This window comes from Flavobacterium odoriferum (assembly GCF_025499515.1).
GTDB classification, from domain to species: domain Bacteria; phylum Bacteroidota; class Bacteroidia; order Flavobacteriales; family Flavobacteriaceae; genus Flavobacterium; species Flavobacterium odoriferum.
Genome location: NZ_JAMKFA010000011.1, coordinates 1 through 16,336, shown reverse-complemented (window position 1 = coordinate 16,336; position 16,336 = coordinate 1). Strand labels below are relative to the sequence as shown.

The 16,336-nt window shown below is 32.7% G+C and carries 11 protein-coding genes; 2 read left to right on the top strand and 9 right to left on the bottom strand.

Annotation, left to right across the window (positions count from 1 at the left end):
* Positions 1-888 precede the first annotated feature (888 nt).
* Positions 889-1,308, bottom strand: coding sequence for a hypothetical protein (locus M9Q43_RS09665; RefSeq protein WP_262318724.1), 420 nt, complete (start codon positions 1,306-1,308; stop codon positions 889-891).
* Positions 1,309-1,347: 39 nt separating this feature from the next.
* On the opposite strand from M9Q43_RS09665, the gene M9Q43_RS09660 reads away from it, so the two are divergent.
* A complete protein-coding gene (locus M9Q43_RS09660) occupies positions 1,348-1,563 on the top strand; it encodes a hypothetical protein (protein WP_262318723.1) in 216 nt (71 codons plus the stop codon).
* Between the two features lie 197 nt (positions 1,564-1,760).
* Here the strand turns inward: M9Q43_RS09660 and M9Q43_RS09655 are convergent, their stop codons facing one another.
* The 6 genes from M9Q43_RS09655 to recG all read right to left on the bottom strand — a co-directional run bounded on the left by M9Q43_RS09655 (position 1,761) and on the right by recG (position 12,584).
* Positions 1,761-3,512 (bottom strand): tyrosine-type recombinase/integrase, encoded by a 1,752-nt coding sequence (locus M9Q43_RS09655; protein WP_262318722.1) that lies wholly within the window; start codon positions 3,510-3,512, stop codon positions 1,761-1,763.
* 189 nt (positions 3,513-3,701) lie between these two features.
* On the bottom strand, positions 3,702-4,565 hold the full coding sequence (locus M9Q43_RS09650; protein ID WP_262318721.1) for a bestrophin family protein: 864 nt from the start codon (positions 4,563-4,565) through the stop codon (positions 3,702-3,704).
* A 103-nt stretch (positions 4,566-4,668) separates the two neighbouring features.
* Positions 4,669-5,973, bottom strand: coding sequence for a TolC family protein (locus tag M9Q43_RS09645; protein ID WP_262318720.1), 1,305 nt, complete (start codon positions 5,971-5,973; stop codon positions 4,669-4,671).
* Between the two features lie 130 nt (positions 5,974-6,103).
* Positions 6,104-9,190, bottom strand: a complete 3,087-nt coding sequence (locus tag M9Q43_RS09640) for an efflux RND transporter permease subunit (protein ID WP_262318719.1) — start codon at positions 9,188-9,190, stop codon at positions 6,104-6,106.
* Positions 9,191-9,204: 14 nt separating this feature from the next.
* A complete protein-coding gene (locus M9Q43_RS09635; protein WP_262318718.1) occupies positions 9,205-10,290 on the bottom strand; it encodes an efflux RND transporter periplasmic adaptor subunit in 1,086 nt (361 codons plus the stop codon).
* Positions 10,291-10,481: 191 nt separating this feature from the next.
* Complete coding sequence (recG, locus tag M9Q43_RS09630) at positions 10,482-12,584, bottom strand: ATP-dependent DNA helicase RecG (RefSeq protein ID WP_408611254.1); 2,103 nt, start codon at positions 12,582-12,584, stop codon at positions 10,482-10,484.
* A 133-nt stretch (positions 12,585-12,717) separates the two neighbouring features.
* Here recG and M9Q43_RS09625 point away from each other — a divergent pair, with 133 nt between their 5' ends.
* Complete coding sequence (locus tag M9Q43_RS09625; RefSeq protein WP_262318717.1) at positions 12,718-14,808, top strand: M1 family metallopeptidase; 2,091 nt, start codon at positions 12,718-12,720, stop codon at positions 14,806-14,808.
* A gap of 45 nt (positions 14,809-14,853) precedes the next feature.
* On the opposite strand, the gene M9Q43_RS09620 is transcribed toward M9Q43_RS09625, so the two are convergent.
* Positions 14,854-15,816: a hypothetical protein gene (locus M9Q43_RS09620; RefSeq protein ID WP_262318716.1), complete on the bottom strand. Its 963-nt coding sequence runs from the start codon at positions 15,814-15,816 to the stop codon at positions 14,854-14,856.
* Between the two features lie 211 nt (positions 15,817-16,027).
* On the bottom strand, positions 16,028-16,336 hold a 309-nt coding region (locus M9Q43_RS09615; protein WP_262318715.1), incomplete at its 5' end, for a GIY-YIG nuclease family protein.

Below are 16,336 nucleotides of genomic sequence, written 5' to 3'. Positions count from 1 at the left end.
CGAAGCGTTATGTGGCAGTTCGGAAAATATATTGTGTGCAACGTTATTTGGCTTTACGCAGGTGGGGCTAAATAGCACAAAACTTTCAACCTGCACCAAAGATTATTAAAAGCACGTAAGCTGGGTTTAACCGCTAACCCCCACTTGCGTAAAACCAATGTTAGCACAAGTTTTTTATGAGAAAGTTTATTTTAGTATCAATGTTAACAGTTATTTGTATGTTTCTTTTCGGGATACTTGCAAGAATTACGGACTTCTTTATTCAAAATTGCGAATGGAAATGCACTATTTGGTTTTTATTCGGAATGTTATGTATGGCATCAATCAGTTATTTTGTCCGTAATTATCGGTCTTAAAATTGGTGCTAACGTTCCATCGCTTGCTTTCAGTGGCGTTGAATCAGCACTAATGTTTAATTTTTTTCCTTCTGTTTGTTTTTTCTCTGCCGTTTTTTACAATTCCCAAGCGTAGCCATTGAAGCAAACGATTGTTGTATGGCGTTATTTTTCACGTTTTTCTTGTAAATGTCGGAAATTTTCTTTAATTTTGCAAAATAATTAGCCCAACTACGTCCAATTCATTTCACCTTTTAGATGTAGTTGGGATTTTTATTGTCTAATTTTTAAACTTTCCTGCGTATGATTTAAGATAATATGAGTAGTAACTCAAACCAAGAACCTGTAAAACCGTCAAGGACGGAAGGGTTCGTACAGAAAGTGATGGCTAATTTCGTTTCACGTGGATTGTGGAAAGCCATTGAGTATTTAAGCGAAAGCGAGTAATACACCTTTGAAAGTCGATTTGTGCGCCAACACTTTTCGGCTTTCTTTTTCAATTACGTCGTTTTCGACAATGCAAAATTAAACAAATTTATTAAACTACAAAATATTATTCATTTTTCATGTTTAAAACATCTTCACCATCTTTTCTAAATACTGAACCTGTTCTTCTCCATTTCATTTTTTGTCCGTCAACACAAAGAATGTAAACTCCATTTCCTAATTGTTCAGAAACTTCAAGTAAAATTATTTTATCTTGTTTTACTCCCATATCTACTGAAATATGTTTCTTCAAATCATCAACTGTTGAGCCCATTCTTTTCCAAGAACTGCTTGTATTGTATTTTGGCTCTTTAAAACCTGCTTCAATTACACAAGTGTTTTTAGATTCAGTTTTAGATTCATCATATTTCCAAGTTTTGTCAGCTTTTAAGATAACCTTCTTTCCATCTTCTGTGGTTGCTTTAATATCTTGCCCAAAAGAACAAACTGAAAATAACGTTAATCCTAATAAAAATAATTTTCTCATAATTGTTTATATTTACATTTTAAATTAATACTTTTTAATATGACTAAAATTCAATTGCACGATATTGTTGTTTTCAAAGCTACTCCAAATTCAGGAGAAATGGTTGTTATTGATGTTAAAAATAACTACAGAAACTTTCCTTATGCTAATTCAGAAAACCCTGTTATTTTTGTTAAATATTGGGATTCAGAAACTAACTTATATAATTACGATAGTTTTTATGCAAATCACTTAATAAAAGTAGATAGAGAATAAACTTTTTCTTCTGTCATTAAATTAGTTATATAATCGTAGTATTTTTTAAATTCTTCCGTTGTTCGGCAGTTTCTAAGTAATTCTTTGATTATATAACTTTTTGTCTCTATTTGTATTTCTTTCTGCGTTTCTTCTTTCATAATGACATACAACTAGTAAATATCATCAAATATATACAACTTTTTTAAATTTTGAAATTAATCTTCCAGTTTTTTCTTACTATTTATGTCAACCATACGATCTAATGGACTCTGAATTTTGTCTACAGCAGTTTTGGTTAAATGGGTATAAATTGTCGTAGTCTTTATACTCGAATGACCTAAAAATTGCTGAATATATCGAATATCTGTACCGTTTTCTAATAAATGCGTAGCAAAACTGTGCCGCAAGGTGTGTACCGTTGCTTTTTTCTCTAAACCCGATGTCTTCAACGCATTGCGCATTACTTGTTGCACACTTCCTGTACTATACGGTTCGCCAGCAAATTGCCCTTCAAACACATAATGTTTTCCCTTATATAATTCTCTATACAACTGCAACGAAGTCACAATAGAGTAGGGCAGCATCACCATACGGTCTTTCTTGCCTTTTGCATTTTTAATATGAATTTTTTGCTCTTCAAACAAAATATCAGACCACTTTAATTGTACAATTTCACTCACGCGCAAACCCGCTCCATAACCTATTAACAGCAATAATTTGTGTTTCGGATTATCTACCACCTGAAAAATACGCAAACATTCCTCCATAGTCAAAACACTGGGCAATTTTTTCTCTTTTTTCGGACGTGGCAAACGCAATTCAAACTCTTTTTTGCCCAAAACTTGTTGATAGTAAAACTGAATGCTATTCACCATACTATGTCCAGATGTTGCCGAAAGTCCGCGACTCATTAACGAACCTAAATACCGAACAATCGCTCCTCGTTCAACTGCTTCTGGATTTTGATAGTCAAAAGCTTTCAAAAATTGATGAAACGAGCCACAGTAAGTGCGCAAAGTCGAACTGCTATAATTCAGTGCCAACAAAGTATCAACCATAGCACGCATAAAAGGTTGCGCTTTTTCGGGCAAAGTAGAAAGTATTGTTTCTTGCGTTTTGTTTAAATCCAGTTGTTTTCGATTTGGCAAATGCTTTTTTTGCAAATAATCTTTTGGCAAATCAACCAAAAACATAATTTTCATTGGTTCAAACTGCAATTGTAAACTTTCTAAAACCAATGGAGCTGCTGGTAACAAATAACAATCTTTTGTTTTACTATATTTTGCCATCGAAAATCGCTTTATTTTTTCATGAACCGCCACTAACTTAGGCACATATACTTCCATAAAATTAATGGCTTCATAATGTGGTAGAACCTTAATTTTTTCGCCTATATACGAAACATCTTTATGTAAATAATCGGTACCAAAAAAAGGCGAAGTTTGTAAAACAGCTTCCACTTCTTTCTTAACTTGTTCATGGCGCAATGCCATATAACACTTATAATTGGTGTTCCAATACACACCTTTTATCTTCAAAAGTTGTGCTTTAACTTCTTGATGGTAGTGCATCTTAAATACCCAATATTTTCCGACATTTGCTAATAATTGCAACCGAACCTTTTGTGCAAAAGAAATTACATTTTTTGTATGTTCAGGGTTGCCCAATGAAGATGTGCCTAACTGAATTGCGCTCGAAGCTATGGGTGAAAGGTCTCGACTACCAGAGTCGGTCACCAATGTAGGTTCTGAATGAACAACCGATTTAACAATTTTCAAATCAGGAAAAAGTGTCAAAAGCAATTGATAGTTTGCTGTAGTATAATCCACGTACCAACACAGTTTCGTCCTACTGAACTCGGCTTTGTGTTTTTTTAAAACAGAAATAACTGAAAAATCTCTTTCAAAAAAAATACCAATTCGAAAGGCATCTCTATGCCAAATCTTGCGAAGTGTAATGGAATTCATGGCGTATAATGTTAATAATAAGGCTTGTATATAGTACAAATATAAAAAAAAAGTCAATTCAAAGACTTGATTTTTTTGTTTTTTTGTGCTAAAATATAAGAAAAGGTCTAAAAAGGATACTTCATAGATACTTCATAGATACTCCGTAGATAGTGTATAGATAGTGTATAGAAAATTTATGTTTACTAATTACAAAATCTCTTCCACGTGCTTCTTAATATTCGAAGCTATTTTTGTCATGGGTAAATCATTGGCATCGTTGCCAAATGGGTCTTCAATTTCTTCGGCGATTAATTCTAAACTCGCTAAAACATAAAAGATAAAAATCACAACCGGAATTACGTAGTAACCCAAACTAAATACAAATCCGAAAGGTAACGTCATCACAAAAAAGAAGATAAATTTTTTGATAAACGAACTGTACGAGTAGGGAATAGGCGTGTTTTTAATACGTTCGCAAGCACCACAAATATCAGTAAACGATTGTAATTCCGAATTGATAATGTAAAATTGGTCACCTGTAATTTTTCCAGATTTGTACAAATCATTTGCTTTTTGAAACAACATTTTTGCCACTTGATTAGGGCGATGTTTGTGATGATCCATTTCCAAATCCAAACCTTCAAACAACATTTTGCTAACATCTTCATTTAATAAATGTTTGGAAAGCACCGAAGCATAAGCTGGAATGACTCTTTTGAAATAATTTCTATCGTTTTCATCTGATAAATAAGCAGCCAATTTTATAGCTAAGTTTCGACTATTATTGACCAAAGCACCCCATTGTTTTCTACCTTCCCACCAACGGTCGTAGGCTGTATTGGTTCGGTAAGCCAATAATAACGACAACACAAAACCTACGGTAGTGTGCATTAGGTTTAGGTTTTTTACATGACTAGTTTCGGAAAGATTCCAATATTCTAATTCCAAATATGCGATTCCGTAGGCATAAAATCCAATGAAAATCATCATCGGAATTAATTGACGAAAGGTATCCGATTCGTGAAAACGGAAGATAAAAGTAATCCAGTCTTTTGGGTTGTATTGAACCATTTTTTAGTGATTAGTGAAAAGTGATTAGTGAAAAGTGATTAGTGAAAAGCGGTTTCTCAATTTCACAGTTTCACAATTAAACATTTTAACAAATCTAAAAATATTAATTCAATTTTAAAGTACCTGCTAATTCTTTTAAGTTAATTTCTGAAAGTTTGGTTACATATTGCGCATTCGAATAACGAACTGAAGCCTCTACAAAGTTTTGCTGAGCGGTTCTGAATTCGATAGTAGTTATGGTTCCAATCTTAAATTTAGCTAACGTAATATCTAAGTTTTGTTTGGCAATTTCTAAGTTTTTTTCTTCCACTTTTACCAACTCTAAATTGGTTTGATAACTCGCAAATAAAGACGATAATTGTGAGCTTAGCGATAATTTTTGTTGTTCTAAAAGTAAACCTGCATTTTCCACTTGATATTTCGCTACTTTTTCGTTTCTGTTTTGAAGAAAGCCATTAAAAATTGGCACTGTCGCAGTAACTCCATACACAAAACCTTGTCCAGAAGATTGCGTGATGAATCCCAAAGAAGCTTCTGAACGTGTGAAATTATAACCCGAAGTAATTCTAACTGTAGGATAGCGATTCCCCTTAACTTGTTTCAAATTCAAATCGGCTACTTTTTTAGATAGAATTTGCGCTTGCAATTGCGGATTTTGTTTTTCGGCTGTTGATTTTAATTCGTTGAAATCTAAATTTTGTTCGAATGTAACTTCATTAGCCACTTTAAAATCAGTTTGAATATCACGAACTAATAATTCGTTCAATCTAATTTTACTGATTTTGATGAGTTCTTTTTGTTTCAATTGCACACTCAAATCGCTATTCAAATCTACTTGTGCATTCAAAACCTCTAATTTCGATGCTTTTCCAATACTAAAACGATTTTGAGCGGTTGTCAAACGTTGGTTCGAAATTACAATCGCCGTATCAATCGAAGCCAAAACTTGTTGTTGTTGCACTAAATCGAAATAGGTTGTATAAACATCACTAATTCGTGTTAAAATGGCGGTTTGTAATTCGGCTTTTCCTTGTTGTTCTAGAACGTTTAATTGTTCTTTTCTAGCGAACATACTTAAACCGTCAAAAATTGTCCAATCTAATCCAATACCATAACTTAAATTCATGTTTTTGGCATTGTCTAATTCTCTCACAGTTCCATCACCTTGCGTTTGTTTGGTATCTAATTGACTGTTATTATTGGTGAAATTCGCATTCAGCGAAGGCAACATTCCAGCATTGGCTAAATTGTTATTTGTAGCATCAATTTTGGAATTATTTTCAGCGATTTTAATATCGTAATTGTTTTCTAAAGCAATTTTTACAGCATCTTCAAGCGAAAGCAATTCTTGTGCTTGTAATGAAAATCCAATTAAAAAAATGAATATATAAGTATATAAATTTCGCATAGTGTTTTTATGTTTTCACCGCAGATTCGCAGATTTTTTTTGTTCTTAAATGTTTTTTTATTGAATACTTATAGATTATGTTGATTCAAATTATTCTTTTAAATTTTAATTTGCGAATCTGCGGTTTATTTTATTTCTCTAAAGCGTCTAAATTATCAAATTCTGGTCGGTGTTTTTTTGCTTTCGACCACATTAAATAGATAGCTGGAATTACGAATAAGGTTAAAATTAACGAAAACATCGTTCCGCCCACAATAACAACTCCCATTCCCATTCTACTTGCAGAAGCAGCTCCAAGTGATAAGGCAATTGGTAAAGCTCCTAAAGCAATAGCTAAACTGGTCATTAAAATTGGTCGTAAACGTGCTTCAGAAGCTTCTAAAATGGCATCGTATTTCGACTTTCCTTGTTCTCGAAGTTGGTTGGCAAATTCGACTATCAGAATTCCGTTTTTGGTAACGAGTCCAATTAACATGACGGTTCCAATTTGACTAAAAATATTCCATGTTTGCCCAAATAACCAAAGCGAAAATAATGCTCCAGCGACTGCCATTGGTACAGTTAAAATAATGATAAATGGGTCAATGAAACTTTCAAATTGAGCGGCTAAAATCAAATAAATTAATAGTAAAGCCAATCCAAAAGCGAAAGAAGTATTCGAACTACTTTCTACGAAGTCACGAGATTCTCCACCTAAATCAGTTGTAAAAGTATCATCTAACACTTTTTCTTTGATTTCGTCCATAGCGTTGATACCGTCAATCATACTTTTTCCAGGTGCTAAACCAGCAGAAACAGTTGCCGACATGTAGCGATTGTTATGGAATAATTGTGGTGGATTACTTTGTTCTTCCACCTCAACTACGTTGTCTAATTGGATTAATTCACCCGCTTTGTTTTTTACGAACATCGAAGTTAAATCTAATGGAGCATCACGATCTTTTTCGTCAAATTGTCCAATAACTTGATATTGTTTTCCATTTTGCATGAAATACCCAAAACGTTGTCCGCTTAGCGATAACTGTAATGTTTGTGCAACATCTATCACAGAAATTCCTAAACTCTCTGCTTTTTCACGATTAATTGTTACGTTGATTTCAGGTTTATTGAATTTTAAATTCACATCCACATTAGAAAAAGTTTCGTTTTTACTCGCTTCTTCCATGAATTGCGGAATCTTTTCTCTTAATTTTTCAAAATTAGGTGCTTGAATAATATACTGAATTGGCAATCCACCACGACGGTTTACCGAAATCGTTGGTTGCTCCGAAACGTTTACTTTGGCTTGTGGATATTTTTTAGTCCATTTGTTTAAATCATCCACAATTTCTTTTTGCGATTTTTCTCGTTCACTTGGGTCAACCAATGCTAAACGAACTCTTCCCGCATTTACTGATGAAGATAAAAATCCTGGTGAAGTAATTACCAATGCTACTTTTTTCTCTGGAATGGAATCGTTGATTAATTTAGATAAATCTTCCATAAAACGATCAGTGTATTCGTAGGTAGAGCCTTCAGGAGTTGTTACGCTGACAATTCCTAAACTTCTATCATCGTAAGGAGCTGTTTCCTTTGGAAGTATAGCAAAGAATAGCACTATCAATCCGATACAAACTCCAATAATTGGAAAACTTAACCATTTTCTTTTTAGAAACTTGGTTAAAGAATTTGCATATCCCGTATTTAAACTCACAAAGAAAGGTTCTGTAGCTTCATAGAATTTGGTTTTCTTTTGTTCGCCACCTTTCATTAAATACGCATTCAACATTGGTGTTAACGTCAACGATACAAAGGCTGAAATCAATACCGCTGCACCTATGACGACACCAAACTCACGGAATAATCGTCCTACGAAACCTTCCAAGAAAATAATCGGTAAGAAGACGGCAGCAAGTGTTACGGATATCGAAATTACAGCAAAGAATATTTCATTTGAACCTTTAATCGCCGCTTCGATTGGAGACATGCCTTCTTCGACTTTTTTGAAGATGTTTTCTGTTACAACAATTCCATCATCTACTACTAATCCTGTGGCTAAAACAATGGCTAACAGAGTTAATACGTTGATTGAAAAACCACACAGATACATAATGAAAAACGTAGCAATCAACGAAACCGGAATATCAATTAAAGGTCGGAATGCGATTGACCAATCTCTAAAGAATAAAAAGATAATGATGATTACCAAAACAACTGAAATCGCTAATGTTTCGGCAACTTCAACTACTGATTTTTTTATAAAAATGGTATTATCTAAAGCGATATCTAATTTGATATCACTTGGTAAATCTTTCTTTAATTTTTCAACTTCTGCATAAAATTGTTCGGCAATTTCTAAGTAATTCGTTCCAGGTTGCGGAATAATAGCCACGGCCACCATCGGATTTCCTGATTCTGTGAACTTGGTTTCTAAATTTTCAGAAGCTAAAACTGCATAACCAATATCGCTCAAGCGAACGGTTTTATTCGCATCAGCTACAATGATAATATCGTTGAATTCTTTTTCTGTAGATAAATTTCCAAGCGTTTTTACCATTAATTCGGTATTAGCACCGGTTAATTTTCCTGATGGTAATTCTACATTTTGTTTGTCAAGAGCATTTCGTACATCGGCAACTGTAATTCCGTATGCATTCAATTTGATAGGATCCATCCAAATACGCATCGAATAACGTTTTTGTCCCCAAATCTGTACGCTACTCACGCCAGGAATTGTTTGAATTCTTTCTGAAATTACGTTTTCAGCATAATCACTTAATTCCAAAGCGTTTCTTGATTGACTTTGAACCGTCATCGAAATAATAGCATCAGAATCGGCATCAGCCTTTGAAACAACTGGAGGTGCATCAATATCTTGTGGTAAACTTCTAACGGCTTGTGACACTTTATCACGAACGTCGTTAGCTGCTTCTTCAAGGTTTTTCTCTAATTTGAATTCGACCGTAATATTACTCGAACCTTGATTACTTGAAGAGGTAATGTTTCGAATACCATCAATAGAGTTAATAGCTTTTTCAAGTGGTTCGGTTATTTGTGATTCGATAATTTCGGCATTTGCACCTGTGTAATTTGTTCTAACATTAATTACAGCTGGGTCAATTGATGGGAATTCACGAACGCCCAAATAACTGAATCCTAAAATACCAAATAGAATAATTAACAAATTAATTACAATGGTAAATACGGGACGTTTTATGCTTAAGGTGGATAAACTCATTTGTAAGTGGGAAGTTAGAAGTTAGAAGTTGGAAGTTTCGCTTGTTTTACTTTAACTTTGATATCGGCTTCGTCTTTTAGAGCCATAACTCCAGAAGTTAAAATCGTATCTCCCGATTTAACGCCTTCTGTAACAATTACGTCTTTATCAGTTCGGGCAATGGTTTCAATTTTCACTTCTTTTGCTTTACCATTGTTGGCTATGTAAACTACTTTTCCATCTTGAACTGGAACTACCGCTTCCGAAGGAATGCTTATTGCTCCTTTAATGTTTTTCAAAGGAAGTTCAATAGTAGCAAATGTTCCGGCTAATAATTTTCCATTTGGATTTTCTGCAATCGCTCTGATTTTTAATGTTCGTGTAGAAGTTTCAATTTCAGGCTCGATAGCGTAGATTTTTGCTGTAAATTTTTGCGTATTGTTTGGAATCGTAAATTGAATAGGAGTATTGTTCTCAACTTCAGATGCATATTTTTCAGGAATTGAAAAACTAATTTTCACCTGATTTGAGCTTACTAATTTGGTAATTAGCGTAGTTGGAGTTACATATGTTCCGGGAGAAATGTTACGTAATCCAATTTTACCAGAAAATGGTGCTCTTATACTTGTTTTAGCAATTTGCGCTTGAATCAACTGAGTTTGCGCTTTTAGACTTCTGAATTCGGCACTTGCAATCTCATATTCTTCTTGAGAAATTGCTTCTTTTTGTAGCAATAATTTAGCTCTTCTTTCATTTTCTGAAGCTAAACTTTGTCTTGTAGTGGCTTGCGAAAGTTGTGCACGAAGTTCAATGTCATTAACTTTCAATAAGACCTGACCTTTGCTAACGTTTGTTCCTTCTGTGAAATAAATTTTTTCTACAATTCCAGAAACTTCACTTCTAATTTCCACATTTTCATTGGCTTCAATAGAACCTGAAAGCGAAATCGTGTTGGCAAAGTCTTTTTCAGAAACAATTACAGCATCAACCATCATAGGTGGTTTTTTATCTCCTTTTTTATTGTTTTTTGCAGATTCTTCAGCATTTGAAAAAACTCTATATCCGATTAATCCCAATAAGGCAATAACAAATAATGAAATTGTAATAGTTTTAATTTTCATGGTAACGAAGGCTTTAATTGCAACAAAGCTAACTTTTACGAACTAATTATGCCAAAATCTTACCATTTATTTAACATAGTTGTAGATACAAATGTTTCAAAAATTTGAGATTTATTTAAAAAAGGTATCAAATTGATTTCAAAAATTAATTTTTGTTATAATTTTTAATATTTTTCTGATTTAAATAGAATTTAACTAATATAATTCCAAATGGTTTTTTTCTTGCTTAACTCAATAAATGCTTCTCGAAGTTTTGCATGTTCTGGTTTTTCCATTGGAGCATCATCTTTTAACAGTTTGATTGCATGGTGACGTGCTAATTGCAAAATGTCTTTGTCTTTGACTAAATCAGCAATTTGAAGGTTTAATACACCACTTTGTTGTTTGCCCATAATATCGCCCGGACCACGTAATTTTAAATCGACTTCCGAAATTTCGAAACCATCATTGGTACGAACCATCGTTTCCATTCTAATTTTACTATCATTACTAAGTTTGTGACTTGTCATTAAGATGCAGTAACTTTGTTCAGCGCCACGACCCACTCGTCCTCTTAATTGGTGTAATTGAGATAATCCAAAACGTTCAGCACTTTCAATCACCATTACGGAAGCATTGGGTACATTTACACCAACTTCAATAACTGTAGTCGCCACCATAATATTAGTTTTTCCTTCCGAAAAGCGACGCATTTCTTCATCTTTATCGGCAGGTTTCATTTTTCCGTGAACAATGGAAATGGAATACTGAGGTAGCGGAAAATCTCTCGAAATACTTTCATAACCGTCCATCAAATCTTTGTAATCCATTTTTTCGGATTCTTGAATCAATGGATACACAATATAGACTTGGCGACCTTTCGCAATTTCATCTTTTAAAAATTTCCAAACTTTCAATCGGTTCGAATCATATCTATGTACCGTTTGAATCGGTTTTCTGCCTGGTGGTAATTCATCAATTACTGAAATATCCAAATCACCATACAAACTCATGGCTAATGTTCGTGGTATTGGAGTTGCGGTCATTACTAGAACGTGAGGAGGAATATCATTTTTCTTCCAAAGTTTACTTCTTTGCTCTACACCAAAACGATGTTGTTCATCAATAATTGCTAATCCTAAATTATGGAATTGTACCTTGTCTTCTAACAAAGCATGAGTTCCAATTAAAATATCTAAAGAGCCATTTTCTAGGGCTTCATGGATGATTTTTCTATCTGCAGTTTTTGTTGAACCAGTTAATATTTTTATACTGATATTTAGTTCCTTAGCTAATTCGGTAATTCCGTTAAAATGTTGGTTGGCTAAAATTTCAGTTGGTGCCATTAAGCAACTTTGAAAACCATTATCTTTTGCCAAAAGCATACACATTAAAGCTACAATTGTTTTTCCAGAACCCACGTCGCCTTGCAACAAACGGTTCATTTGAGCGTTGCTTCCTAAGTCGTTTCTAATCTCTTTTAAAACACGTTTTTGTGCATTGGTTAAATCAAATGGCAAATGATTATTATAAAAATCGGTGAAGTTTTCACCTACACGCTCAAAAGGTAATCCTTTGATTTTGTGTTTGCGAATAAGATTCTTTGTAATCAATTGCAATTGAATGAAAAACAATTCTTCAAACTTCAATCGGAATTGTGCTTTTGCCAATAAATCTTGACTCTTTGGAAAATGAATATTGAATAAAGCGGCATTTTTTGGAATCAACTTTAATTCGTCTAAAAGATAATTTGGTAAAGTTTCAGAAAATAACGCTTGGGTTTCCACAAACAATTGTTGCATCATTTTATTAATGACTTTGTTTGAAATCCCTTTGTTTCCTAATTTTTCAGTGCTTGGATAAACTGGTTGCATCGCGGAACGTAGGCTGGCTTTGTGTTCTTCTAACAATTCCATTTCGGGATGTGCCATGTTGTAAGTAGCGCCAAATTGGGTAACTTTTCCAAAAATTACATACGGAATATTAATTTTGATGCTTTCGCGAATCCATTTTTGTCCTTGGAACCACACGAGTTCCATTTGACCTGTATCATCCACAAAAGTAGCTACTAATCTCGAACGTCCTTTGCCTTGTTCAACCGTTTTGATATTGATGATTTTACCCACGATTTGAACTTCCGAATTGCTGTTTTGGAGTTCGTTTATCTTGTAATAACGGGTTCTATCAATATAACGATTAGGGAATAAATTCAGTAAATCTGCGTACTTATGAATGCCCAACTCCTTGCGCAATAAATCGCCACGTTGTGGACCAACACCTTTGAGATATTCTATGGGAGTTTCGAGTAGATTCATTTGAGTATTCAGTCTTTTTTCTTTATTCTTTTCTCTTTGTTCTTCAAAAAACGAAGATAGTTTATAATTTGTTAATTTAGAAATCAGTGAAATTGAAAATGTTTATATTCGTACATTATTAAAATCCATCAAGATGTTTCGTATTCTTTTAGCCTTGTTTTTCATTAATGTATCTTTTGCTCAACAAACTGATAAAGTTGATTTTATCAAGTGTGATGCATATTTATCACCAAATGCTTCAGAAAAGTCAATTTCTGGAAGTGTTACGTATGAGTTCAAAGTAAAAAAAGCAATCGATACCATCAAAATCGATGCAAAAAATATGGAATTTTCAGAAGTAATCATTAATGGAAAATCGGTAAAATTCAAAAATTCTGGAAAAACATTGGATTTATTTGAAGGATTTAAGAAAGGAAAAAATAAACTAACTTTTCGATATTCAGCAAAACCGAAGCAAACTTTATATTTTACTGGTGATTTTTCAAATGGAACTGGTCAAATTTGGACACAAGGACAAGGACGTTATACCAGCCATTGGTTGCCAAGTTTTGATGATGTAAATGAGAAAGTGATTTTTAATTTGTATATCAATTGTAATAATAACTATAAAGTTTTGTCAAATGGAAAAAGTTTAAATAAAGACATTGTATTAAAAGCTAATGAAAATATAAATTGCACAATAAATTGTGATATTAAAACTTGGAATTTTCAAATGCAAAAACCAATGTCTTCTTATTTAGTAATGTTGGCAATTGGAAATTTCGAAAAGCAAACTGCAACCACTAAATCAGGAACGCCATTAGAATTTTATTTGGATAAAAACGATGTTTCTAAATTTGAACCAACGTATCGTTATTCCAAAGAAATGTTCGATTATTTGGAGCAAGAAATAGGAGTGAAGTATCCTTGGGGCATTTACCGTCAAGTTCCTGTTCGTGATTTTTTGTATGCGGGAATGGAGAATACGACTTCAACCATTTTTGCACAAGATTTTGTGGTAGATTCAATTGGTTTTAACGATAGAAATTATGTAAATGTTAATGCACACGAGTTGGCGCATCAATGGTTTGGCGACTTGATTACGGCACAATCAGGAAAACACCATTGGCTACAAGAAGGTTTTGCGACTTATTATGCGTTATTAGCAGAGCGTCATTTGTTTGGTGATGATTATTTCTACGAAGAATTAAATGATTACGCCGAACAATTAAAACGTGCCTCTAAAACCGATACAATTCCGGTAATGAATGAAAAAGCAAGTTCGCTATCGTTTTACAAAAAAGGAGCTTGGGCATTGCATGTGATGCGTGAAGATATTGGTACAAAGAATTTCCAAAAAGCCGTAAAAAAGTATTTAAAGAAATACCAATATAAAAATGTCAACACAGATGATTTCTTGAAAATTGTGAAAGATGTTTCGGGTTATGATGTGGAAAATTTCAAAAGGGTTTGGTTGGAAAAGCCTGGATTTGAAATGGAAATCGCTCAAAAATATCTTTCTAAAAATAAATTCATTCAAGACTATTTTGCTCTAAGGAAAAGTAAAAAATCATTATCTGAATTAACAGAAATTTTAAAATCAAATGCCTATTATCCAATCAAACAATACATTCTATATCAAACACGTAACATTCCTTTCGAAGAACGAAAAGTCATTTTAGAAACTGCTTTAGCAACAAATGATATTTTAGTAAGAAGAGCCGTTGTAGAATCAACACCAGTAATTCCAGAAGCTTTTAAATCACAATATGAAACTTTATTGAATGATAATTCATATCAAACAAAAGAAATTGCGTTAGTGAATTTATGTACAAACTTTCCTGAAGATAGAGAAAAGTATTTATTTCAAACTAGATATTTAAAAGGAAATAACGATAAAAGTTTTCGAATTACATGGCTAAAGTTAGCCTATGAAACTCCAGAACTTGAAACTCTAAGGATAGATTTTTATTTAGAATTGTTGCATTATGCATCGGCTCAATATGAAAATTCTATTAGACAAAATGCTTTAGAAATCCTTCTTTCAATTGATTTCATGAATAAAAAAGTAATTACACAATTATTTTTAGCAACCAATCATCATAAATGGCAGTTTACGCTTTTTGCAAGAACAAAAATTCGTGAATTGCTAAAAAATACTGAATATCGTAAAACGGTTGAGACTCTTTCTGAAACTTCAGATGAAAGCATGAAAGCTTTGTATTTAAAGTTTCTGAATGAGTAGTTTTAAACTGAATATTTATTTTTTGATTTATTCAAGAAATTAATTCTATTGCATCTGATTAAAAAAGAACTTAATGACTTCTAAATTCATTTCTGAAGTTGTCCAATGTCCTACATTTTCATAGGTTATAAATGTTGCGTTTATATTATTATTCTTATAGATTTCTTGACATTTTAAATATCGATTTTGTACATCGATTCCTAAATTTGTATTGATAAGGTTACGCTCTATATCGTTATAAGCATCATCAAATTGAACGGCATCATTATCATCTAATTTTCCCATATAAATAAATTGAGGAATCGATTTAAATTGATTTAGATCAAAATTTTTATTGAATAATTTAGAAAAATCATGAATTCCAAGCGGATAATTGAATTTTAATTTATTGATTTTCTTTTCAGGAAGCATTAATTCTCCATTAAATCCACCTATAGCTAAAGCTTTTATCTTTTCAGGATGAATAAATGCAAAACGATTTGTAAAAGTAGCCGAACCAGAAAATCCATTCATAAAAAACTTGTCATCGACTACAATATTCATAGAACTTAAAACACTTTTAGCATCATCTATCATTACTATTAATTGTAAATCTAATCTTTTTAATTCTTGAGAATCATCTAAAATAACATCTCGGTCTAATGCATGAGTGTAAATTAGCTCTTGAGATGAAGGTCTTGGAAAAATAGGAACTAGTAGTGGAATTTTTAGCATTGTTGCAACATTGTTTCCAACCGAACTTACAGAAGCCAAATCGATAGCATATTTTTCATGAACACCTATACTATCTGATGTTTTACCGGTATTGTTAGGTTCAACAAGAAGAACTATTTTTTTATTTATTGGAGTTCCTTTAGGAATGAATAAAATATAATCGTTTTGAAATCCTTTTATAGGATTCTTTTTAAAGATGAGTAAACTATCTTTTTTAAAAACTTCTAATTTTGAATCTTGAGCAATTGAAAACAGAGAAGTTGTTAGAAAAAGTAAAATTAAGATAAATCGCATAACTAAATCATTTAGATAAAGTAGACGCTTTGATTAAATGTTTGTTACATTCTGATATAATTTATATAGAGAATAAACAAAAGGGTATAAAACAAAAAATCCCACATTTCTGTAGGATTTAATTTGGTGGGCGATTGCTTGTTCCGAATTTCGGAAAGGGGTTCGAACCCCGACCCTCCCGATAAAATCGGGATGCTCTCAACCAACTGAGCTAATTGTTGTTTTTTTGAATTAATTCTTGAATTTTGATTTTGCTCTTCCAATTTTTTATTTGTTTTTCTCTTTGAATAGCTTCGGTTTGAGAATTGAATTCTTCACGATATACTAAAACCCAATCGTTGGTTGATCCAGTAAAACCTTTGCTTTTTTGATTGTGACGAATAATTCGTTCTGTTAAATTGGCTGTGTATCCAATATAAAATTTGTCTTTAGTTAGACTGTGAAGGATGTAAACAGTATATGGCATATAAAATAAATTTGGCGTATAAAAAAATCCCACATTTCTGTAGGATTTAATTTG

Coding starts and splice junctions, on each gene's coding strand:
- M9Q43_RS09665 (WP_262318724.1), bottom strand. CDS start 1,308: ATGAGAAAATTATTTTTATTAGGATTAACGTTATTTTCAGTTTGTTCT.
- M9Q43_RS09660 (WP_262318723.1), top strand. CDS start 1,348: ATGACTAAAATTCAATTGCACGATATTGTTGTTTTCAAAGCTACTCCA.
- M9Q43_RS09655 (WP_262318722.1), bottom strand. CDS start 3,512: ATGAATTCCATTACACTTCGCAAGATTTGGCATAGAGATGCCTTTCGA.
- M9Q43_RS09650 (WP_262318721.1), bottom strand. CDS start 4,565: ATGGTTCAATACAACCCAAAAGACTGGATTACTTTTATCTTCCGTTTT.
- M9Q43_RS09645 (WP_262318720.1), bottom strand. CDS start 5,973: ATGCGAAATTTATATACTTATATATTCATTTTTTTAATTGGATTTTCA.
- M9Q43_RS09640 (WP_262318719.1), bottom strand. CDS start 9,190: ATGAGTTTATCCACCTTAAGCATAAAACGTCCCGTATTTACCATTGTA.
- M9Q43_RS09635 (WP_262318718.1), bottom strand. CDS start 10,290: ATGAAAATTAAAACTATTACAATTTCATTATTTGTTATTGCCTTATTG.
- recG (WP_408611254.1), bottom strand. CDS start 12,584: ATGAATCTACTCGAAACTCCCATAGAATATCTCAAAGGTGTTGGTCCA.
- M9Q43_RS09625 (WP_262318717.1), top strand. CDS start 12,718: ATGTTTCGTATTCTTTTAGCCTTGTTTTTCATTAATGTATCTTTTGCT.
- M9Q43_RS09620 (WP_262318716.1), bottom strand. CDS start 15,816: ATGCGATTTATCTTAATTTTACTTTTTCTAACAACTTCTCTGTTTTCA.